Source organism: Shewanella sp. AC91-MNA-CIBAN-0169 (assembly GCF_040310165.1).
GTDB lineage: Bacteria > Pseudomonadota > Gammaproteobacteria > Enterobacterales > Shewanellaceae > Shewanella.
This window is the reverse complement of record NZ_JBEOPM010000027.1, coordinates 1-21,655: the sequence shown is the minus strand read 5'-3', so window position 1 is coordinate 21,655 and position 21,655 is coordinate 1. Positions and strand designations below refer to the sequence as shown.

16 protein-coding genes and 3 tRNA genes are annotated in these 21,655 nt (G+C 39.5%); 11 read left to right on the top strand and 8 right to left on the bottom strand.

What is annotated here, in order from left to right; all coding sequences use genetic code 11:
* Window positions 1-19: 19 nt before the first annotated feature.
* On the bottom strand, window positions 20-976 hold the full coding sequence (locus AAEY98_RS18575; RefSeq protein ID WP_059744447.1) for an AAA family ATPase: 957 nt from the start codon (window positions 974-976) through the stop codon (window positions 20-22).
* Between the two features lie 248 nt (window positions 977-1,224).
* On the opposite strand from AAEY98_RS18575, the gene fadI reads away from it, so the two are divergent.
* The 3 genes from fadI to AAEY98_RS18560 all read left to right on the top strand — a co-directional run bounded on the left by fadI (window position 1,225) and on the right by AAEY98_RS18560 (window position 5,196).
* Window positions 1,225-2,535, top strand: a complete 1,311-nt coding sequence (fadI, locus tag AAEY98_RS18570; RefSeq protein WP_059744448.1) for an acetyl-CoA C-acyltransferase FadI — start codon at window positions 1,225-1,227, stop codon at window positions 2,533-2,535.
* 5 nt (window positions 2,536-2,540) lie between these two features.
* Window positions 2,541-4,667 (top strand): fatty acid oxidation complex subunit alpha FadJ, encoded by a 2,127-nt coding sequence (gene fadJ, locus AAEY98_RS18565; protein WP_192116331.1) that lies wholly within the window; start codon window positions 2,541-2,543, stop codon window positions 4,665-4,667.
* A 316-nt stretch (window positions 4,668-4,983) separates the two neighbouring features.
* Window positions 4,984-5,196: a hypothetical protein gene (locus tag AAEY98_RS18560; protein ID WP_101086592.1), complete on the top strand. Its 213-nt coding sequence runs from the start codon at window positions 4,984-4,986 to the stop codon at window positions 5,194-5,196.
* A gap of 236 nt (window positions 5,197-5,432) precedes the next feature.
* Here AAEY98_RS18560 and AAEY98_RS18555 read toward each other — a convergent pair whose 3' ends face one another.
* The 3 genes from AAEY98_RS18555 to AAEY98_RS18545 form a co-directional block, all read right to left on the bottom strand.
* On the bottom strand, window positions 5,433-5,876 hold the full coding sequence (locus tag AAEY98_RS18555; RefSeq protein WP_350979594.1) for a hypothetical protein: 444 nt from the start codon (window positions 5,874-5,876) through the stop codon (window positions 5,433-5,435).
* 105 nt (window positions 5,877-5,981) lie between these two features.
* The gene (locus AAEY98_RS18550; RefSeq protein WP_335692886.1) at window positions 5,982-10,328 is read right to left on the bottom strand and encodes an EAL domain-containing protein; all 4,347 of its coding nucleotides are present in this window, start codon (window positions 10,326-10,328) and stop codon (window positions 5,982-5,984) included.
* A 247-nt stretch (window positions 10,329-10,575) separates the two neighbouring features.
* Window positions 10,576-13,365, bottom strand: a complete 2,790-nt coding sequence (locus AAEY98_RS18545; RefSeq protein ID WP_351018719.1) for an insulinase family protein — start codon at window positions 13,363-13,365, stop codon at window positions 10,576-10,578.
* Between the two features lie 188 nt (window positions 13,366-13,553).
* Between AAEY98_RS18545 and sixA the strand changes: the two genes are divergently transcribed.
* Window positions 13,554-14,027 carry a phosphohistidine phosphatase SixA gene (gene sixA, locus AAEY98_RS18540; RefSeq protein ID WP_351018716.1) on the top strand — a complete coding sequence of 158 codons (474 nt, stop codon included), beginning with the start codon at window positions 13,554-13,556 and terminating at the stop codon, window positions 14,025-14,027.
* An 84-nt stretch (window positions 14,028-14,111) separates the two neighbouring features.
* Here the strand turns inward: sixA and smrB are convergent, their stop codons facing one another.
* Window positions 14,112-14,639, bottom strand: coding sequence for an endonuclease SmrB (gene smrB, locus AAEY98_RS18535; RefSeq protein WP_162023529.1), 528 nt, complete (start codon window positions 14,637-14,639; stop codon window positions 14,112-14,114).
* A gap of 79 nt (window positions 14,640-14,718) precedes the next feature.
* Between smrB and prmB the strand changes: the two genes are divergently transcribed.
* The 7 genes from prmB to AAEY98_RS18500 all read left to right on the top strand — a co-directional run bounded on the left by prmB (window position 14,719) and on the right by AAEY98_RS18500 (window position 20,895).
* Window positions 14,719-15,663 carry a 50S ribosomal protein L3 N(5)-glutamine methyltransferase gene (prmB, locus tag AAEY98_RS18530; protein ID WP_101086598.1) on the top strand — a complete coding sequence of 315 codons (945 nt, stop codon included), beginning with the start codon at window positions 14,719-14,721 and terminating at the stop codon, window positions 15,661-15,663.
* 56 nt (window positions 15,664-15,719) lie between these two features.
* Window positions 15,720-16,814, top strand: coding sequence for a chorismate synthase (gene aroC, locus AAEY98_RS18525; RefSeq protein WP_351018713.1), 1,095 nt, complete (start codon window positions 15,720-15,722; stop codon window positions 16,812-16,814).
* On the top strand, window positions 16,814-17,986 hold the full coding sequence (locus AAEY98_RS18520; protein WP_192116336.1) for an MFS transporter: 1,173 nt from the start codon (window positions 16,814-16,816) through the stop codon (window positions 17,984-17,986). The genes aroC and AAEY98_RS18520 overlap by 1 nt, the downstream gene beginning before the upstream one ends.
* A 71-nt stretch (window positions 17,987-18,057) precedes the next feature.
* Window positions 18,058-19,212, top strand: a complete 1,155-nt coding sequence (locus AAEY98_RS18515; RefSeq protein WP_351018709.1) for an ATP-NAD kinase family protein — start codon at window positions 18,058-18,060, stop codon at window positions 19,210-19,212.
* 3 nt (window positions 19,213-19,215) lie between these two features.
* Window positions 19,216-19,494 (top strand): YfcL family protein, encoded by a 279-nt coding sequence (locus AAEY98_RS18510; protein WP_101086601.1) that lies wholly within the window; start codon window positions 19,216-19,218, stop codon window positions 19,492-19,494.
* A 23-nt stretch (window positions 19,495-19,517) separates the two neighbouring features.
* Window positions 19,518-20,066 carry an RNA methyltransferase gene (locus tag AAEY98_RS18505; RefSeq protein ID WP_162023525.1) on the top strand — a complete coding sequence of 183 codons (549 nt, stop codon included), beginning with the start codon at window positions 19,518-19,520 and terminating at the stop codon, window positions 20,064-20,066.
* A gap of 466 nt (window positions 20,067-20,532) precedes the next feature.
* Window positions 20,533-20,895 (top strand): rhodanese-like domain-containing protein, encoded by a 363-nt coding sequence (locus AAEY98_RS18500; RefSeq protein WP_351018705.1) that lies wholly within the window; start codon window positions 20,533-20,535, stop codon window positions 20,893-20,895.
* A gap of 410 nt (window positions 20,896-21,305) precedes the next feature.
* Here the strand turns inward: AAEY98_RS18500 and AAEY98_RS18495 are convergent.
* The 3 genes from AAEY98_RS18495 to AAEY98_RS18485 all read right to left on the bottom strand — a co-directional run bounded on the left by AAEY98_RS18495 (window position 21,306) and on the right by AAEY98_RS18485 (window position 21,645).
* A tRNA-Met gene (locus AAEY98_RS18495) sits at window positions 21,306-21,381 on the bottom strand.
* Window positions 21,382-21,426: 45 nt separating this feature from the next.
* Window positions 21,427-21,523, bottom strand: a tRNA-OTHER gene (locus AAEY98_RS18490).
* Window positions 21,524-21,569: 46 nt separating this feature from the next.
* A tRNA-Met gene (locus tag AAEY98_RS18485) sits at window positions 21,570-21,645 on the bottom strand.
* Between the last annotated feature and the right edge of the window lie 10 nt (window positions 21,646-21,655).

Genomic DNA, 21,655 nt, shown 5'->3' with positions numbered 1-21,655 from the left:
GGTGCTCGTGCTGCAACATTTACGGTACGGCAACTTGACTAAGAATGTGATCAATCACCTGATCTGCCGTAACGCCTTCCGCTTGCGCTTGATAACTGAGTAACAAACGATGACGTAACACATTAGGCGCAACAGCTTGAATGTCTTCTGGTGAAACAAAGTCTCGTTCATGTAACCAAGCACGCGCTCTGGCGCAACGTTCCAGTGAAATTGTGGCGCGAGGACTGACACCATATTCAAGCCATTTAGCTAAATCAGCACTGTAGCGCGCAGGTTGTCGAGTCGCCATCACAATTTCAACGATGTATTTCTCTAACGGTTCAGCTAAGTAAATATCTAATGCCTGATCTCTTGCTGCAAACACATCGGCTTGTGCGACGGGGTCTATCGTAGGCAACTGATGTGTTTTGGCCTCTTTACGCGATTGGCGTAAGATTTCGACTTCGGTTTCTGCGCTAGGATAATCGAGATTTAAGTGCATTAAAAAACGATCTAATTGCGCTTCTGGCAGCGGATAAGTACCTTCGTTTTCTAGCGGATTCTGTGTAGCCATCACTAAAAATAGTGGTGGTAAAGGATAACTATTCTTACCAACGGTAACCTGGCCTTCAGCCATGGCTTCTAATAGCGCTGACTGAACTTTAGCTGGAGCACGATTAATTTCATCTGCTAGGATTAGATTATGGAAAATTGGCCCCGCTTCAAATTCGAATGTCCCTGTTTGCTGACGATAAATATCAGTGCCAGTTAAATCGGCAGGCAATAAATCGGGAGTGAACTGAATACGATGAAACTCGCCTTCTACTCCATCACATAATGCTTTTACTGCACGAGTTTTGGCTAAACCAGGAGGACCTTCAACTAATAAATGTCCGTTTGCGATAAGTGCTATCAGCAAGTTCTCAGTTAATACGGGTTGACCTAAGACAACATTATCTAAATAGGTGCGTAGTGAGTGGAAACGACTTAACGGCATAGCTGTACTCAATTTATTTAGTTGGCATTGGGATTATTACACCCTATGTTATGAATTCTATTGGTTTTTGGCTAGTAGGATTAACACAATTTAACTCTTTATGAAGTAGATAGTTGTAAACGCCTGTTTAAAACTATTCAATAAAAAGTTAGAATCAGGTCACACTTTGATGGTCTGACCAGATTATCTGGCAAAATAAAAATTTACCGGCAGAGCCGAGATAAGCTAACAATAATAGAGGGTGACACATGAGTGATAGACAACAAGTAACAAATTCCCGGGGTGAGCGCATTGCGATTGTTGCCGGTTTAAGAACACCATTTGCAAAGCAAGCAACCGCCTTTCATGGCGTATCAGCGCTAGATATGGGCAAAATGGTGGTTAATGAGTTGCTGTCTCGCTCTGAAATCGACTCTCAGTTAATTGAACAGCTTGTCTATGGTCAAGTTGTGCAAATGCCTGCAGCACCCAATATTGCTCGTGAAATTGTACTAGGTACTGGCATGAATGTGTCAACAGATGCTTACTCTGTCACTCGAGCTTGTGCAACCAGTTTTCAGTCGGCGGTTAACGTAGCTGAATCAATTATGACCGGCAATATTGAAATCGGCTTAGCTGGTGGGTCTGACTCGTCTTCAGTACTACCTATTGGAGTATCAAAAAAGCTTGCACATGCTTTAGTCGATTTAAATAAAGCGCGTACTTTTAAGCAAAAATTTGCGATTGCACGTCGTTTAGGCTTGAAAGACCTGATGCCGGTACCGCCAGCGGTTGCTGAGTATTCAACGGGTTTGTCTATGGGGCAAACCGCAGAACAAATGGCTAAGACTTACAACATCAGCCGTGCAGATCAAGATGCATTAGCGCATCGTTCACATACATTGGCTACTGAAACGTGGAATTCTGGCGTGCTTCAACAAGAAGTGATGACAGCTCATATTCCACCTTACAAACAGTTTATTGATCGTGATAATAATATTCGTGAAAACTCTGTATTAGAGTCTTACGCCAAATTGCGTCCCGCATTTGACCGTAAGCACGGTACCGTTACTGCCGCCAACAGCACGCCACTAACAGACGGTGCATCGGCCATTATTTTAATGAGTGAAGGTCGTGCTAAAGCCTTAGGGTATCAACCTATTGGTTACATCAAGAGTTATGCGTTTACGGCCATCGATGTATGGCAAGACATGTTAATGGGTCCTTCGTACGCGACGCCATTAGCGTTAAAACGTGCTGGAATGGAATTAGAAGATCTAACGCTGATCGAAATGCACGAAGCATTTGCGGCACAAACATTGGCCAATATGCAGATGTTCGGTTCTAAAAAGTTTGCAGCAGAGAAGCTGGGTCGCAATCGCGCGATAGGCGAAATAGACATGAGTAAGTTTAACGTATTAGGCGGTTCATTAGCCTATGGTCATCCTTTTGCGGCAACCGGTACGCGTTTGATTACCCAAGTGTGTAATGAACTTAAGCGTCGTGGTGGTGGTACTGGTTTAGCAACTGCTTGTGCTGCTGGCGGTTTAGGTGTGGCAATGATTTTGGAGGTGGAGTAATGAGCATGGAAAAAACATTTAATTTAGCTCGTCGTGACGATGGTATTGCCATTTTAACAATGGACGTTCCTGGCGAAACCATGAACACCTTAAAAGAACAATTTGGTCCTGAAATTAGTGAAATATTAACTGAAATCAAAGCTGATAACAGCATTAAAGGCTTGGTTGTTATATCTGGTAAGGCTGATTCGTTTGTTGCCGGTGCCGATATTACCATGTTAGCAGCTTGCAAGAGTGAAGCTGATGCTAAGGCATTGTCACAACAAGGTCATGTGGTTTTTTCTGAGCTTGAAGGATTATCAATTCCTGTTGTTGCTGCTATCAATGGTGCTTGTTTAGGTGGTGGCTTAGAATTAGCGCTAGCGTGTCATTTACGCGTATGCAGTGACGATAAAAAAACCATGCTAGGGGTGCCTGAAGTGCAACTGGGTTTGTTGCCCGGCGGCGGCGGTACTCAGCGTTTACCTCGACTAGTCGGAATTGCAACTGCGTTAGATATGATGCTTACTGGCAAGCAAATTCGTCCTAAACAAGCATTAAAAATGGGGTTAGTGAATGATGTTGTGCCTAACTCTATTTTGCTTGAAACCGCGATAGAGCTAGCAAAAAAAGGTAAACAAGCTGCAAAACCTGTGGTGCAATCTAAAATTAATCAGTTTTTAGAATCATCTTCATTCACTCGCGATATTATGTTTGATCAAGCTCGCAAACAGGTAATGAAGAAAACTCAGGGGAATTATCCTGCGCCAGCTAAAATCATCGATTGTGTTCGTCAAGGTATGAATAAAGGTATGGTGAAAGGGCTTGAGGTTGAAGCAACTCATTTTGCTAATTTAGTGATGTCGAAAGAGTCGGCAGCATTACGTAGCTTGTTCTTTGCCACCACGGAAATGAAAAAAGAAACCGGTGCTGAAGGTGCTGTGCCACGTAAAGTTAAAAAAGTAATGGTATTAGGCGGTGGCTTAATGGGCGGTGGTATTGCGTCTGTAACAACCACTAAAGCTAAAATTCCAGCGCGTGTCAAAGACATTTCAGAGCAGGGATTAAGTAACGCACTATCATATGCTTACAAACTGCTAGATAAAGGCGTTAAGCGTCGTCATATGACACCTATAGCGCGTGACAATATCATGGCATTAATGACAACGACGACTGAATATACAGGTATTAAAGATGCCGATATCGTTGTTGAAGCGGTATTTGAAGATTTAGCACTTAAACATAAAATGGTTCAAGACGTTGAGCGTGAATGTGGTGAAAACACCATTTTTGCTTCTAATACGTCTTCATTACCTATTGGTCAGATTGCTGCAGCGGCAAGTCGTCCTGAAAATGTGATTGGCCTACATTACTTTTCTCCGGTAGAAAAAATGCCGTTAGTTGAAGTGATTGCCCATAAAACCACATCACCAGAAACGATTGCTACCACAGTGGCGTTTGCACGCAAGCAAGGTAAGACACCTATTGTGGTTCAAGACGGCGCAGGTTTTTATGTAAACCGTATTCTAGCCCTGTATATGAACGAAGCTGCGCAGTTATTACTTGAAGGTCAACGTGTTGAACACCTAGATCGCGCATTAGTGAAGTTTGGTTTCCCTGTGGGACCGATGACTTTGCTTGATGAAGTTGGCATTGACGTAGGTGCTAAAATTTCGCCAATTTTAGAAAAAGAGCTCGGCGATCGTTTTAAAGCGCCTGCAGCATTTGATAAGTTATTAGCCGATGACCGTAAGGGTCGTAAAAATGGTAAAGGTTTCTATCAATACGGACCTAAAGCTAAAAAAGCCAAATTGGTTGATGAATCCGTTTACAAAGTGCTCGATATCTTAATCGCTTCGGATAAAGAAGCAAAAGATGTGGCAGAGCGTTGTACTATTCAAATGCTCAATGAAGCTGTTCGTTGTCTTGAAGAAGGGATTATTGCCTCTGCAAGAGATGGTGACATCGGTGCTATATTCGGTATTGGCTTCCCGCCATTCTTGGGCGGCCCGTTCCGTTATATCGACACCTTAGGTGCAAGTAATTTAGTGGCAACTTTACAAGGTTATCAATCACTGTACGGTGACCGTTTCGCACCGTGTGATACGTTAGTAAAAATGGCTAGTGATGGCAGCCAATTTTATAAAAAGTAAACCGAGTGATTGTTATTGATAATATTTAGTTATCAAATTGTAAAAAAGCGGCAGTGAATTGCCGCTTTTTTATGTAACAAAGGCATACCTTTGCCTTATTTTTAATCAATCAGATACTTCTTTACGGTATAATGCCCGTTATTTAGTATGATAAGTCAAGGATGATAGCGTAAACGATCATACGAATGATATTTCGCCATTAAGCTGTAATCACCTCGATATAATGGCGTTAACATGATTGCTTGCGAGTCAAAGATGAATCGTAATGTTGTATAAGTAGGGATTAAGTTAACTGAGTTATTTGGAGTCAGCGATAATGCAGTTTAGTTGGTTATTCATGCTTATTTTAGTGAGTATTAGTAGTGGTTTTTTATTTGGTTTTGCAGCTTATCAGCATGGTTTAGCCGTAAAGCGATGGGGATGTGTAGGTTGTATATTAGGGCCACTCACTTACCCATTGTTTAGCACCCACAAACGCTTGGCTGATATGAAGGTTTGGCGACATGGCCGCTATAGAATAGAAGGTTAAACTCATTTTAGTTTGCTATATAAAAATTCAAATTCAAATTCAAAACAACAAAAAAGGAGCTTATGCTCCTTTTTTTATGGCTGATGGTTAATCATCAGTATCTCAATAATTACTTCCACCAAGCTCTAGCTTGGATGACTTCAAGGTGATTTAAACCTTCAGGCAATTTTACTTTTTTACGAGCTGGTTTTGCTAAACCAAGTGCTATTTTTAGAGAAGTAAACATAGGGTTCTCCTTAAGCTGTTTGGGTGTTAAGCAGTTTAACGCCCGGGATTTTAGCTGTTTGAGAGTTAAGCAGTTTAACACCTGGGATTTTAGCTGTTTGAGAGTTAAGCAGTTTAACGCCCGGGATTTTAGCTGTTTGAGAGTTAAGCAGTTTAACGCCCGGGATTTTAGCTGTTTGGGTGTTAAGCAGTTTAACGCCCGGGATTTTAGCTGTTTGAGAGTTAAGCAGTTTAACGCCCGGGATTTTAACTGTTTGAGTGTTAAGCAGTTTAACGCCCGGGATTTTAGCTGTTTGGGAGTTAAGCAATTTAACACCCGGGATTTTAGCTGTTCGAGTGTCTAACATGCTAACATTGCAAGTATTTGCTGCTTCGGTCATAGGACTATTTACCATTGAATAGCCATTGAATGATAATGCCGATAAAACCGCAACTGTAATTATTCCTTTAATCATTTTAATCTCTCTTATATTTTGTAATTGAAGCTCAGGGTTAAATAACAATATTATTTTGACAACTGAACTTGCATTTGCATTTGTTATGCCAAATATAAGAGGTAGTTATTTATTTTTCTTTAATGTACCGTTTAATGCTTCAAATTTAAGTTTGTCTGCATTCAACATAAGCTCAAAGTCAGCTTCTTTAATAGGCTTACTATAGATATAGCCTTGAATCTCTTCGCAATTAAGTGCTTTTAATATATTGAGTTGTGCGGTTTGTTCAACCCCTTCACCTACCACGGTCAGTCCCATATTGTGGGCAATAGTAATAATTGAATCGACCATCTTGAGGTCTCGGTCAGATTTATCTATGTCATCAACAAAGGTTTTATCGATCTTTAAGCAATTAATAGGAAATCGCTTTAGATAAGACAAAGAGGAATAACCTGTCCCAAAGTCGTCAAGAGCAAGGCTGACACCCATTTTAGCCAATTGCTGCATCACTTTAATCGCTTGTTCGGGATCTTTAATGACAGTTCCTTCAGTGATTTCAAGCTCTAAGTGTTTAGCTGGTAACTTTGTGAGTCGTAAAATTGACTCTATTCGTTGCTGTAAATCGGGCAGAGCAAATTGTCTTGACGATAAATTGACAGCAACACGACCACTAAATAATCCTAGTTCGAGCCATTTCTGCGCAGCAAAACACGCTTTTCGCAAGACGACATCACCAATTTCAACGATTAAACCATTTTCTTCGGCAAGGGGGATAAATTCATTCGGTCCAATCAGGCCTAATTTAGGATGATTTAATCTCACTAATGCTTCCATTCCGTTAAGACGATCTTTCTTCACATCGATTTTGGGTTGGTAATATACTTCAAACAAATCGTCTTTGAGTGCTTCTCTGATTAAACTTTCGATTTCAAGCTGACGTAAAGCATTTTGATTTAATGACTCAGAATAAAACTGATAGCGGTTGCCACCACCAGACTTAGCGTGATACATGGCGATATCTGCTTTACGTAACAATGCTTGCTCGTTTTGCTCGTCTTCAGGATAAAGCACAATTCCGATACTAATGCCTAGTACCAGTGAGTCATTATTAAGAGTGAAAGCTGGCTTTAGACAATTTATCACTTGCGTTGCAATGGCGGCACATGATCCGATATCAGGGTGTTGATCTACGAGTAAGGCAAATTCATCGCCGCCTAGACGGTATAAGCTGGCATGTTTTGGGATGGCTAACTTTATACGCTCAGCAACACCAATTAATAAGTCATCACCAATTTGATGGCCTAATGAGTCATTAATACGTTTAAAATTATCTAAATCAAGCACCATTAGGGTGTGATGAACATCCTTTTTAACTAGGTTGCTGAGTGTCACTTGCAAACTAGACCGATTGGGTAAACCGGTAAGTAAGTCATTATTGGTTAGTTTTCTGAGTTCTTCTTCTTGTTGTTTACGGCGAGTTATATCGGAAAACACGCCAACATAATGACTTGTGTCACCTTGTTCATTGTATATAGCGTCAATAGTCAGTTCCATTAAGAAATAATTGTCTTTACCTTTACTCGCTTCAACTTCGCCGCTCCAACGACCTTGCTGTTTTAGTAAGTTTCTTATTTGTTCTGAATAACTGGCTGGATAACGAGTGAAATTGAGTATTTCATGAGTAAATTTTTCCTTTGTCGAAGCTGCCAGTTCACAACAGGCATTATTGACTTCAACAAATTGATATTTTTCATTGAGAATAAACATCCCTTCAGAAATATTTTCAATTGCTCTAGCGAATAAACGAAGTTGCTCTTCTGCTTGCTTAATATTATTGATGTCTTTAATGGTGCCAGTCATTCGAAGGGGTACATCTTTCTGATCACGTTCAACTATCTTGGCTCTGTCTAAAATCCAGATCCACTCTTGGTTGCGCGCTTTAACGCGATAAGCAATTTCGAAGTGATCGGTTAGGGCATTGAAATGATCATTTAGCGCCCTTGTCACACGATCTCTATCGAGAGGGTGGATATTACTTTCTTCATCAGGATTACCCGAGCGACGACCGTCTTGAGGGAAGTCTAAAGAGCCCCATATATTAGAACGGTAGATTTTGCCACTTTCAATATCCCAGTCCCACATTTCATCGCCACTGCCCCATAATGATAATTTTAAACGTTCTTCACTCTGGGCTATTTTCTTTTGGATTTTTCTACGATGTATTGCTGATTTAATAATTAAAGTAATGATAATTATAATGATGGCAACATAAATTCCTATCGCTAGATTTGATAACCACCATGGTGGAGTTACTAATATCTTAATATTTCTTTCATTAGTCTCTTTTCCGGAAGAACGATTTTTTGCATAAATTTTAAAATTATATTTTCCAGGAGATAAATTAGTATAAGTTACGGAATTATTACCTTCAGTTGATAACCATGTTTTTTCCAGATCTTCTAAATAATAAAAAAATTCAAAATCTTTATTGCTTTCCCCTAAGATATTAAATTTTATAGTGAATGGGTAGTCCGAATAGCGTAATGAGATTTTTTCAATATAATTAAGTGGTTCTTTCAATTTTTCCGAACCTACCTCTACCGGAGAATTAAATAGTAAAAGTTCTTCAAAGTTTATTTTGTTGCTTGGTTCTTTTTCTAGTGTTGATATGATCTCAATTGGATTAATTAGAAGCATACCATCAGGGCTTCCAAGTATTATTTCTTGACCCATACTAAGTGTTGCTTGTGTATTATAATCGTCAAAAGAACCATTTTCAGTATTCAAAATGTATTTTTTATTTTTATTAAGATCTAATAATATTACTTCTCTACTTGAAGCAATTGTAAGAGTATCTTCAATGCTTGTTATTGAATAAATTATCTTCTTTCTATCTATTATTTTTTTTATATTTTCATTTTTTAATACATAAACTGAATTTTTTGTTCCAAAAAATATACTATTTTTATTTTTTGTTAGGTTGAATACGAAATCTTGATTGAATATGTTTGTAAATACACCATTGTTATACTTTATCAAGCCGCTTTGTGATGCTATCCATAAAGTTTGTTTATCGAGTAAGGTGTCATATATAGGGAATCCCGTTTTTGTGTCTAAAAGGGTGATTATTTCTCCTTTAAAATTAAGCTTGTAAATTTTTCCATCAAAAGTAGAAGCAAAAAGGAAATTACCGTGTTTTTTAATATTGAAAATAATATCAGAAAGTAATTTTTTTTCTTCTTTTGTCGTATTATTTTTTAGTGTTAGACCGTCAGATGAGCCAATGAATAAGGTATCACCAATAGATATTATCGATTTAGGCCCATGATTAAGGTTGTTGACTTCAACAGTATTTGATATTGATTTGTTATATCGATAAATATTGCTTTTATTGTTAGCGATAAGTAATCCAGTATCAATGTTAGTCATAGACCAAATGTTTTTTTCTGGAGTATTTATCCTTTTTAGATAATTTTTATTTTGTGATATATCAAAATAACCATCAACATAGTTTGAAATGTAAATATGCTTTTTGTTTTGTGAAATAATAATGTTATTTAATCTTTCTTTTTTTAAATCTATAGTCCCGATCTTTTTTGTTTCTAATTTTTTGTTGATTAAATTTAGCTCGTATAGATGATTTTCAGACAATCCAAGTGTATGTTGTGAGTAAAAATTAGCCGATGAACTTAAGGCCTTAAATTTAAGCTTTGATAATAATAATACGCCGTCATTGATAATATAGATACCGTCATTAGTTACAGCTATTAAGCTATCTTCCATAGTTACTATATCATTAGTACCGCTTAATATTTTTGTAACACTTTGATTTTTAAATTCGAAAACATCACCATCAAAATTCCTAATAAATAATGATTCTTTGCTTTTTATTATTTTTTTGATCTCTTTAAATTTATTTTCATTAATGTCTAATATTATGTTTCTAGTCGCATTGGAATAAGTGATTATTCTATTTTCTAGACCAATGATCACACCTTCTTTCTGTTTCGAAAGTGACCAAATTGTTTGTTTACCAATTAAGTCTGATATTTCATTTTTAACAAATCTCTCTGTATTTTTGTTATACGATACAAGGCCTTTATCTGTCCCGACTAATAATGTGCCATTGTCATCGATAAGTAAATTACGAATAAAAGAACTGGGTAGAGAATTTTCATTTTCTTCTGCATAGAATTGCTTAAATTCATTGCCGTCGAAACGATTTAATCCATTGATAGTACCAACCCAAACGTAACCCTCTGGATCTTCTACGATGGCAGTTACTGTGTCCTGAGACAAACCATCCGCAACACCATAATTAGTGTAGTTTAGTAGTAGATCGAAATTTGATTCTGTGTCATCAGCTTCAATGGCTGCTGCGCCAAAGCTGAAAATAAAATAAACACAGATAAAGAGTAAAATTTTAGGCATAGATTTATACTTATTCTCTTTTGATGCCGCAAAGAAGTTCATGAATTGTCTACTTTTTCAGAAAGCAGGCCCTTTGTCAAAAGCATGTTAACAAAAAAGGTGTGATTGATAGAATATTACGCAATTATCGCTGTAAAATTTGTTTATAGTTATTTTTTAATCAATTAGTTATGTAATACTAAGGTTTTATTTGGTTGCTTGTACTGTTAACAATGATTGAGACATTTTGTTAACCTAATTTCGATTTATCTCGCTTTATATTTTTTAGACCTTTAAACGTCGATGCTGGTTAAAACTGAAATTTATCTGCTTGATGTTTGAATGTTTTTAAGTCGACAATCATATTATCTGAACGAAGGCTTGTTTGGCTGTGATGTTGTTCACCACTGTTAAACAAGACTAAACGGTCACAATCTCTACTGCGCATGTGAGCCACCATAAACTTGATCAAGTGAGCTCTGGTGAGCTTTTCGACTTCCGCGACGACCATTTCACGTTGATTAAATCCATAATCGCGGTTACCTAAGCTCACCCAATAGCGTTGGCTGCGTGTCTTTAGATTGGTATCATGTTCCATTATTTGACTTATCATACCTTGCTTTGTGCTTTCCCATTGTTCATTGGTTATTTGCATAACGGCATAATTAAAGTCGGCGATGAATTCGTCGATTGCTTCGAGAAGTTGTCTTGGACCTGTAGTAGGGGACTGCACATAAAAAATCATCCCTGGATGTCGGTTTAACGGTAAGTAACCTGTCCCAACCATGTAGCCTAATTGTTGTTTAGTGCGTAACTCATGAAAAAAGGTAGATGACATTGTATGGTTCAGTAGACTGAATAACGCCACACGTTCTGGTGTCGCCATCCGAGACTGATAGTAAACAATAATCGCACTATCTTGATGGGAAATGGTTTTTTCGCGAAGTAATGAACCTCTTTTATCTAGGTTGATAAGTTCGCGTGAAGACTCTGCGCTTGGTTTCGTGACTAAAGACAATAGATGTTGCAAACGCTTGCCGAGTTGCTGTGCTTCTTCAACCAGCCAATCCCCGTATACCAAACCTTCAAGATAAACTTTTTTGTAAAATTCGCTGACATGATTGTGTAAATCATCAAGTGTCAGTAGCGTGAGTTCTTCAGCCATTCTTGCGGGTTCAAAACTTCTTTTTTGTAGCGACACGGTTAAGCTGGTAAATAATTGAGATATTGGCTTAGCTTGAGCAACATTATTCCAGCTGCGTAATATCTGATTTTTAATCATACTAAAGCGTTGTTCGGTAAAGTTACGCTCGCGTGCTTTGTTGATGATTAGAGTGAGGAGCTTTTCTTGGTTACCCGTAAAACCGGTTAAATGCAGGGTAATGCCGCCTTGGTGAGGGTAAATATTGTAGTTAAGGCCAGCAACCTCTGCTTGGTATGTTGGTTCAGTCAGATAATCGATAAGCATTTCAACGTATAGTCTTGTTAATGCTGCTTGTCTAGGGGTTGAGCTCGCTTGATCTGAGTCTAACGATAAGTATAAATGCCCTTTAGGAACATTGAATTCATCATCTTTTTTATGCCAAATACGGTAACCTTCGCCTTCTGCAACAATAGTGGGTACTGGAGTATCGCTTTTGTCTGCCCTAGCTTGCGGGTTGGCGACAATAAACGGATTTCTTTCCGGAAGTTTAAGTGACTCTCTTACCGTAACGGAAGACCATTTTGCTATTTGTTGGGGTTGTAATGATCTCACTTGGTACGGAGTGTCGTACCATTTTGCTTGATTATCGACCTGTGATTCTTTTGCAACCGTAAGTAAGCGCATATTAGCTGCCGACATCATAGACAGCAGTTGTGTTGTTTCATCCTCTAGCATTTCATCCATGCGATAGTCGCCATAAATAATGTCTTCAATATCATAATGGTGCATGTTGATACTGAGATGGCTTGCTAAATCCAAGGTTTTGATCTGTTCTTGGAATCGAAACGCAGTGTTAAGTAAATTGGCTCGCTCTTGGTAACGCCATGCTTGTACACCTTGCAGCTTAATCAATTCAATGTATTCAAATACACAAGTTACCACTTCATCAAGCTCTGCAAATCCCTTGTCGGTTAATTGTATGCTGATTGAATAATCTTTGAAGTTGTAACCATTAACCCCACCGCCAGCAGATAAGTTATTGGCTAACCCCTGTACTTTTAAATAGGACAGTAAACTCCCTGGGCTTTCATTACCGAGTAAATGGCTGATAAATGTGAGTGGTTTTCGCTTATAAAATTGGTCTATCTCTGGCAGTGAAAAACTAATACTGACTCGTTTTTGATCTTTCAACGGTACAATTTGTATATGTTTTTGACATTGGTCCTTCGTTATCATTGCTTCAGATGGATAGTGTTTACTTACATTTCTATTGATAATGTTTGAGAAGTATTTTTTAACGATGGTGTCTAGCTCTGCAATAGGGCGTGGAGCGACAACGCACAATGTCATAATATTAGCACTGTAATGTTGTTGATAAAAAGCCAGCAATTCATCCCGAATGTCTGCTTGTTTACCCGCTAAAGTTGTTTGGTTACCGACAGAGAATTTTGAAAATGGATGTTTTGGATTAACGGTTTCTTTTTGAACTTGGTAAACTCGGCGAATATCATCCTTTAATTTTAAGCTAAATTCAGATTCGATTGCCTGCCTTTCACGATCCACTAACTCTAAGTCAAACTTTGGGGCAATAAAAAATTGACTGAATCGGTCTAATGAACCTTCTAAGGCTTCGGCATTAATGCTATAGAAAAAGTTAGTTTGTTCTGTGCCTGTCCAAGCATTATTACTGCCACCATGTTGATTAATATAAGCGTGGTATTCTCCTGAATCTGGATATTTCTCGGTGCCTAAAAATAACATGTGTTCAAGGAAATGCGCCATACCTGGTCGGTCAACAGGATCGTCAAAATGACCAACACTAACCGCCATAGATGCGGCTGCTTGATTTGATTGCATGTCTTCAACCAATAACACTCGAAGTTGGTTGTTCAACACTCGATATTGGTATTGGCGATGATCATTTTGGCTTTTATAAACTGCTGGAAATTCAGGCAAGAGGAGACTCCAGAAAAGATAACTTGTTATATATTGATCTTGTTATTACTTTTTAGCAAATTACCTTGGTCAGTTTTATTCAATTATCGACTAAAGTTTATCTAAATATGCTCAATTCTAGGTTTGTTGTTGCGCTGATTAACGCTACAATTGGTTAAGAATGATAATAAAAACATCACGAGAGAAGTATGCAGCTATTTTTGATGCGCCATGGTGAAGCGAGTTTTGATGCTCTGTCCGATAGGGAACGAAAGTTAACTGAAACAGGCCGTATTCAAACTGGCTATATGGCTAATTGGTTAGCAAAACAGGTCAGCCATTTTGATTTGGTGATTGTGAGCCCTTATTTACGTGCGCAGCAAACGTGGCAAGAAGTCAGTAAACACTTAGCTGAACCCCGTAAGTGGTTAGTACTTGATGATGTGACTCCCTCTGGCGATGCTAAAGTGGCGATAGATGTTGTGTTGGCTTATGCCGAGCAATATAAAGCCGATAATGTATTGGTTATAGCACATATGCCAATTTTAGGATTTATGGTCAGCGAGCTTGTGGCGGGGGTTGAGCCACCTTTGTTTGCTACCTCTGCGGTGGCTCACATAGACAAACAGACGCATAACGCGAGTTTTGTCGCAATGACGGCACCACATCAAGTTGTTGTGTAATGACAATAACGTTTTGAATCACATCTGAATAAAAAAAGGTAAGTGATTACTTACCTTTTTTATGTTCGCGCTTATTTCTTCGTATTAACGTCGGTGAGGTTGTTCACCAATATCAATTAATACCAATAACGCGGCATCGCCACCCCATTCTTTGGGTGCTTGGTGAAACGCTTTTACGTTTGGGTGTTGTGCTAACCACATTGGTGTTTGCTGTTTTAAAATACCCATTCCATAGCCGTGCATTACGCAGCAACAAATCGTGTTTTGCTTAACACATGCTTGGATAAGTGCGGCTAATTCAAGTTTGGCTTCTGCTTGACGCATGCCATGCAAATCAAGCAACAGGTCCGGAGAATAGTCACCACGCCTTAAGCGTTTTAATTCATGCTTATCTGTGCTGGTATTAATCCAACGCATAGGGCCATCTACCGGCAGAAGCGGCTGATATGTATCCGAAAAATAGCTATCAGCATGAATCTGCTGTTCTTTTATTTCGAACTGTTGTTTGGCTTTGACAGGCTGTTTAAAGTGGTGAGTATCTTGCCTTAGCGGTTTGATACCCTCGATTAATGCACTAAACAGCGATAAGTCTGGATAATTATCGTCTTTCATGGGCGTATTGTATTGAATTCTAGGTCATCTTAATAGACATCAGTTACAATAGCGCAGAACAATTTTTAAGGAGTGTGTTTTGGATAAGATCTTTGTAGATGAAGCTGTCACTGAGTTACGTACTATAGCTGATATGTTACGTTGGGCTGTCAGCCGTTTTAATGATGCCAATATTTATTATGGTCACGGAACGGATAATGCTTGGGACGAAGCCATTGCATTGGTTTTTGATGCTCTACACTTACCAGAAGATATCGGCCAGCAGGTTATTTTAAGTAACCTGACCAGTAGTGAAAAACACAAAATCGTTGAATTAATTATTCGCCGTGTACGTGAACGTTTACCGGTACCGTATTTGACCAATAAAGCCAAATTTGCGGGTCTTGAATTTTATGTTGATGAACGCGTACTGGTTCCGCGTTCGCCGATTGCCGAAATGATCAATCATCATTTTAGCCCATGGTTATATAACAAACCGGTTAATCGCATTATGGATTTATGTACTGGCAGTGCTTGTATTGCCATTGCTTGTGCCTATGCGTTTGAAGATGCTGAAGTTGACGCATTAGATATTAGCGAAGACGCACTTGAAGTTGCCCAAATTAATATTGAATCTTTGGGCGTGTTAGATCGTGTTTTCCCGATGCAATCCGATTTATTCTCAGCGATTCCAAAAGGCCAGCATTACGACTTAATTGTGTCTAACCCTCCATATGTAGATGCACAAGATATTGGTGATATGCCTGAAGAGTATCATCACGAACCTGCTATTGGGTTAGCGTCTGGCAATGATGGCTTAGATTTAACCAAGCGTATCTTAGCTAATGCGGCAGATTATTTAACAGAAACGGGTTTGCTAGTCGTTGAAGTCGGTAATTCAATGGTGCATTTGATTGAGCAATATCCTGATATGCCATTTGCTTGGGTTGATTTTGAATTTGGCGGTGATGGCGTGTTTGTATTAACCCGTGATCAGCTAGTTGAAAATGAATCACTTTTCGCCATCTATAAAGATAGTGAATAATAGCGACAAGAATCGCACTCAATGAAGTGAATAATTAATAGAGGTAGTTAACGCGCATGTCAGGAAATAGTATTGGTCAAAACTTTGTTGTTACAACATTTGGTGAAAGCCATGGTGTTGCTTTAGGTTGTATCATTGATGGCTGCCCTCCAGGACTGGAGTTAACCGTTGAAGATATGCAACATGATTTAGACCGTCGTCGTCCTGGCACGTCACGTTATACAACGGCACGCCGTGAAGCTGATGAAGTAAGAATTTTGTCAGGAGTGTTTGAAGGTAAAACCACTGGCACCTCTATTGGTTTGTTGATTGAGAATACCGATCAACGTAGCCAAGACTATTCAGATATTAAAGACACGTTTCGTCCTGGTCATGCAGATTATACCTACCAACAAAAGTATGGCATGCGTGATTACCGTGGCGGCGGGCGCTCGTCTGCACGCGAAACGGCAATGCGAGTTGCCGCAGGTGCGGTAGCAAAAAAATACCTCAAGCAAGTGCACGGCATTGAAATTCATGGCTATCTTGCTCAACTAGGACCTATTAGCGCTGACACTATTGATTTGACTCAAATTGAGCAAAATGCATTTTTCTTCCCTGATGCCAGTAAATTAGAAGCGTTAGATGAGTACATGCGTGGCTTACGTAAATCTGGTGATTCAATAGGCGCCAAAATTACTGTTGCAGCCACTGGTGTTCCTGTGGGATTAGGCGAACCCGTATTTGATCGCCTTGATGCTGATATCGCGCATGCGTTAATGGGCATTAATGCCGTTAAAGGTGTTGAAATTGGTGATGGCTTTGGTGTTGTTACTCAAAAAGGTTCAGAAGGTCGTGATTTAATGTCACCACAAGGTTTTGCATCTAACCATGCAGGTGGCGTATTGGGCGGCATTTCATCTGGCCAACCTGTTGTGGCTCATATTGCGCTAAAACCTACCTCGAGCATTAGCGTACCAGGTCAAAGCATGACAGTGCAGGGCGAAACAATCGATATGATCACCAAAGGTCGTCATGATCCTTGTGTGGGTATTCGCGCCGTGCCTATTGCTGAAGCGATGCTCGCGATTGTATTGATGGATCACTTGTTAAGACATCGTGCGCAAAACCAATATGTTACTAGTCAAACACCCGTTATCGGAATGCGATAATGTCCTCATTGAAACCCGCTGAACCAGATTTACGCTGGCTCAGAGCTTGTTATTTCTTTTTCTTTTCTATTCTTGGCATCATGGTTCCCTATTTGGGGGTTTTCTTTGATAGCCGAGGTTTCAATGCCCAAGAGATAGGTTTTTTGTTGGCCATTTTAATGGCCACTCGAATTGTCGCGCCTAACGTATGGGCGGCTGTAGCCGATCGCACTGGTATGCGAGCAGAATTGATAAAGCTTGGCTCCTTTGCTGCAGCGATTACCTATACCAGTTTTTTCTTCGACGGCAGCTTCATGTATCTTGCGGTTAGTTTAGCCATATACACTTTCTTTTGGAATTCCATTCTTGCTCAGTTAGAAGTGATTACGTTAGAAACGCTTGGTGATAAAGCTGAACGTTATGGTGCCATTCGAAGTTGGGGCAGTGTTGGTTATATTATTTTGGTGATAAGTGGTGGATTAGCGATTGATCACTGGGGCCCCGAAGTGTTGCCTTATATGGGGATGATACTGTTTTTAGGTTTGTTTGCTTGCTCATTGCCTTTACCCGCTAACCGTAGTGTTGTAGTCAATAAATCTGAGCGTCCTAAACTTACATTTGATAAATCATTAGTGTGGTTTATGCTATCTGCAATGTTATTGCAGATGAGTGTCGGACCATTTTATGGTTTTTTTGTATTATATCTAAAGCAGGTTGGCTACTCTGAGACCATCGCTGGAATGCTAGTTGCCTTAGGCGTGCTAGCTGAAATTGTTATTTTCTTTTATTCATCCCGTCTTATTCGCCAATACGGTATTCGAGTATTGCTTGTGGTGAGCATTCTGTTAACTGCCATTCGTTGGTTATTGTTGGCATTTGGTGTTGAACACGTTTCATTATTGGTCATCAGCCAACTATTACATGCTTTCACTTTTGGTTTAGTCCATGCCGCTTCAATCCATTTCATTCACCGTCATTTTTCCATCAGTCATCGAAGTACTGGCCAAGCGTTATACGCCAGTGTCAGTTTTGGTGTGGGTGGCGCATTAGGCACGTGGATAAGTGGCATGATTTGGGGTGATGGTAGTAGCACTATGTGGGTTTGGGTATTTGCGGCAGCTTGTGCATTTTTATCAATGATAGCGGTATTGCTTATCCCCAATATTAATGGCCAACCAGCGACTAATACATAATTGGTTAACTAGGTCATTCATTTACTCTTCATTTTTAGACACAGAAGTTATGTAATCAGCAAGGAGTCAGTGTGAAACGTTTTCGCTTAGGGGTAATCATTAATCCATTAGCTGGCCTTGGAGGCAGTGTCGGTTTAAAAGGCTCTGACGGCGTTGCCGTAGAAGCTATTGCCAAAGGTGCTATTCCCAAAGCACAACAACGCATGCAACAAGCTCTGGATGTCATTTTACCTTTCGTTAAACAAATCGATATTATTACTACATCTGGTGATATGGGCGGGAGCTTATGTCGTCAAATGGGTTTTTCGACTCAAGATGTATATACCGTGTTAGAAACTACCTCAATTGAAAAAACGTCTGCAATAGATACCCAACAAGCGGTTAAATGCTTACTTGATCATCAATTAGATTTGTTGCTATTTGCTGGCGGGGACGGTACTGCCCGTGATATTTATGCTGTAGTTGATGACTCATTTCCGGTGTTAGGAGTACCAGCTGGTGTTAAAATTCACTCGGGTGTATACGGTATTACCCCGCATGCTTCTGGGCTCGTTGTCAGCATGTTACTTAAAGGTGAGCTAGTGAGCTTAATGTCTGCTGATGTAATGGACATTGATGAGATTGCCTTTAGGCAGGGGATTGTAAAAGCGAAACGGTTTGGTGAAATGACGGTTCCTGCTGCGCCACGATATATACAAGCCGTGAAAATGGGCGGTAAAGAAGTTGATGAATTAGTGTTGGCCGATATTGCCGCCGATGTGATTGAATCAATGGACGATGAACTTTATATCATGGGTTCAGGCAGCACCGTAGCGGCAGTCATGGAAGACCTTGGTTTAGAAAATACTTTGCTTGGTGTCGATGTTATTCAGCATAAAAGCGTGATTGCTAAGGATGTTGCCGCGCAACAATTACTCGCGTTGATTGCCGATAAAAAAAGGTATTCTAGCGTCAAGCTAGTGATTACATTAATCGGTGGGCAAGGGCATATATTGGGTCGTGGCAATCAGCAGTTGTCACCGGAACTGATCCGGCAACTAGAAAAAGACAATATTTTAATCCTAGCCACAAAAACTAAGCTAAAAGCACTTGAAGGTAGGCCATTAATTGTGGATAGTGGCGACCCTGAATTAGATAAAGCACTCACTGGCTATTACAAAATAGTCACGGGTTACCATGATTACGTAATGTATCAGGTAGCCAACCCAGATTTAGTGGAGAACTAGAATATGTTAGAACAGTACGATGCAGCATTAGAGTCTTGGATTGAAGACAGTGTTAGCCACAGCGATGACGATGCGTTATTTGCTTGTGGTTATTTACAAGGCCACGTCGCCGTTGTATTAGCTGAATTAGAAGTCGAACCTGAACAAGATTTACCTGCGCTTGATCAAAAGTTGGTTAAATGTCTTGCGTTGGCAAATGAAGAATTAGATGAACATGATTTTTCATTAGTGGAAGCTGCATGGCAGCAGTTACGTCAACGTATTGTCGCTCAAGCGGCATAACCCGGAATAGATAAACAGCTTTTATGGTAAATTCCTCATTGCAACAAGTCACTATAGGTTTAGTTAATCCCAAAACGCCGGTCAATGTTGGCGGCATTATGCGAGCAGCTGGTTGCTACGGTGTTGATAACGTTTGCTATACAGGAAAACGTTATGAATTGGCGGCTAAGTCGGGTGATGCTCAATACGATGTTGACACTAAAGATGCTGCCAAGCGTATTCCTTTAATTGGTGTTGAGTCATTACTCGATAGTGTGCCTGATGGCGCAACCATAGTCTGTGTCGATCTTGTCGTTGGGGCGACTCCGTTGCCTTTATTCTCTCATCCAGATAATGCCTTTTATATATTCGGTCCGGAAGACGGCACTATTCCACAGCAATTAATTGATGCTGCTGATGATGTTGTGTATGTACCGACTGTAGGGTGTATGAATTTAGCTGCATCTGTGAATGTTTTGCTCTATGACCGGTTGGCTAAAACGAGTCAAATTAAAGCTGATGATGAATTAATTAAGCAAAGTCGTGACAATAATAATCGCACCAAAGTGAAACACTGGTTGAAGTCACTTTGATGAAATAACTGTATTGCACTTTAGATAATGCCGAATGAGAAATCATTCGGCATTTTTGTTTACGCGTTGTTGCGCACAATCGCCGACAGCAATACTCGTCAATAGAAAAGCCAGTGTTGTATGATTGAATGGTCAATATATTACTGTTGTATCATCTAACCCCAGAGCATAAACATTTCAAATAGAAGCTCGATATCATGGTTGTTGTTTAATGTTAGATATCAAATCAGTGATATAAATATTAAACATCAGTGGTTCAAAGCTTGATGAAGCGACTTATGTGGTAGACATTAGACATTAGAGATTAGACATAGGAAAGGCAATCGCCATTCATGATGATGTTTTCCATAAAGTTAACTTGTCACTATTTAGCTTGATGGCTTGGTAATGAATGCCTCTGAATTCGGCTTTAGTTAAGCATACACATTAGAAATCAATATTAGAAATCAATATTAGGAATGCATAGATGTCGATATTAAAGAAACTGTGTCAGTGGCTACCGTTTGGGAAAGTACCCGAAATGAGCGCCCAAGAAGTACATAAACGACTTCAGAAGAATGATATTCAGATTGTAGATGTTCGCTCAAAAATGGAATGGCACAAGTCGCATATTGAAGGCTCTAAAAACCTGCCTATCACGTCGCTTTCTATTGATTCGATAAAACAGCTTGAATTATCACCAGAGGTAACAACTGTCGTGATATGTCTCTCTGCCCATCGCAGTATCCCTGGGGTTAGAAAACTTAAACAGTTTGGATTTACTGATGTATATCAACTTAAAGGTGGGATGTTGAGCTGGTGGAAATTATCGCTACCAACATCGAAATAACACACTAGAAAAGATACTCAACTGATGAAGTTAATATTTTTGGTTCAGGGGGTATAAATGTCGACTGGGCTCATAACAGTTTTTATTTTTTGAGTCCGGCGAGTGACACTAATCATTTCATACTCTCTGGACGAGCTATACAGATTAATTAACATGTGAGATTGAGATTAAAATATAAAAATAGGGGCACGATAAAGATATAGCTCTGATTGCAGATAATTAAAGCAGGGAAATTATAAGGAAAGGTATAACAATAGAAAATGGTTGCGGGAGTAGGACTTGATAAAAATCTAAGACCTTCGACTCTTTGTTTATAAAAAGCTGAGCATGACGACAGGAACTAATTGCACAATGGGATTTTAAGGGTTTAAAAAGGAATTAATTGAAATGAGAAAATTACTAATAGAAAATGGTTGCGGGAGTAGGACTTGAACCTACGACCTTCGGGTTATGAGCCCGACGAGCTACCAACTGCTCCATCCCGCGTCCGATAAACGCTATCAATTATTTTAATTCTATTGACTAAAGAAATGGTTGCGGGAGTAGGACTTGATAAAAAAACTACGACCTTCGACTCTTTATTGATAAAAATCTAAGCCCGACAAACTACCAACTACTCTATCCTGCGTCCGATAAAACGCTATCAATTATTTTAATTCTATTGACTAAAGAAATGGTTGCGGGAGTAGGACTTGAACCTACGACCTTCGGGTTATGAGCCCGACGAGCTACCAACTGCTCCATCCCGCGTCCGATAAAC

What these genes read in the sequence shown, in the direction of transcription:
- sixA (WP_351018716.1), top strand. Translation starts at nt 13,554, where the DNA reads ATGCAGCTATTTTTGATGCGCCATGGTGAAGCGAGTTTTGATGCTCTG.
- AAEY98_RS18560 (WP_101086592.1), top strand. Translation starts at nt 4,984, where the DNA reads ATGCAGTTTAGTTGGTTATTCATGCTTATTTTAGTGAGTATTAGTAGT.
- AAEY98_RS18505 (WP_162023525.1), top strand. Translation starts at nt 19,518, where the DNA reads ATGGTAAATTCCTCATTGCAACAAGTCACTATAGGTTTAGTTAATCCC.
- fadI (WP_059744448.1), top strand. Translation starts at nt 1,225, where the DNA reads ATGAGTGATAGACAACAAGTAACAAATTCCCGGGGTGAGCGCATTGCG.
- AAEY98_RS18555 (WP_350979594.1), bottom strand. Translation starts at nt 5,876, where the DNA reads ATGATTAAAGGAATAATTACAGTTGCGGTTTTATCGGCATTATCATTC.
- AAEY98_RS18550 (WP_335692886.1), bottom strand. Translation starts at nt 10,328, where the DNA reads ATGAACTTCTTTGCGGCATCAAAAGAGAATAAGTATAAATCTATGCCT.
- smrB (WP_162023529.1), bottom strand. Translation starts at nt 14,639, where the DNA reads ATGAAAGACGATAATTATCCAGACTTATCGCTGTTTAGTGCATTAATC.
- AAEY98_RS18500 (WP_351018705.1), top strand. Translation starts at nt 20,533, where the DNA reads ATGTCGATATTAAAGAAACTGTGTCAGTGGCTACCGTTTGGGAAAGTA.
- AAEY98_RS18520 (WP_192116336.1), top strand. Translation starts at nt 16,814, where the DNA reads ATGTCCTCATTGAAACCCGCTGAACCAGATTTACGCTGGCTCAGAGCT.
- fadJ (WP_192116331.1), top strand. Translation starts at nt 2,541, where the DNA reads ATGGAAAAAACATTTAATTTAGCTCGTCGTGACGATGGTATTGCCATT.
- AAEY98_RS18510 (WP_101086601.1), top strand. Translation starts at nt 19,216, where the DNA reads ATGTTAGAACAGTACGATGCAGCATTAGAGTCTTGGATTGAAGACAGT.
- AAEY98_RS18575 (WP_059744447.1), bottom strand. Translation starts at nt 976, where the DNA reads ATGCCGTTAAGTCGTTTCCACTCACTACGCACCTATTTAGATAATGTT.
- aroC (WP_351018713.1), top strand. Translation starts at nt 15,720, where the DNA reads ATGTCAGGAAATAGTATTGGTCAAAACTTTGTTGTTACAACATTTGGT.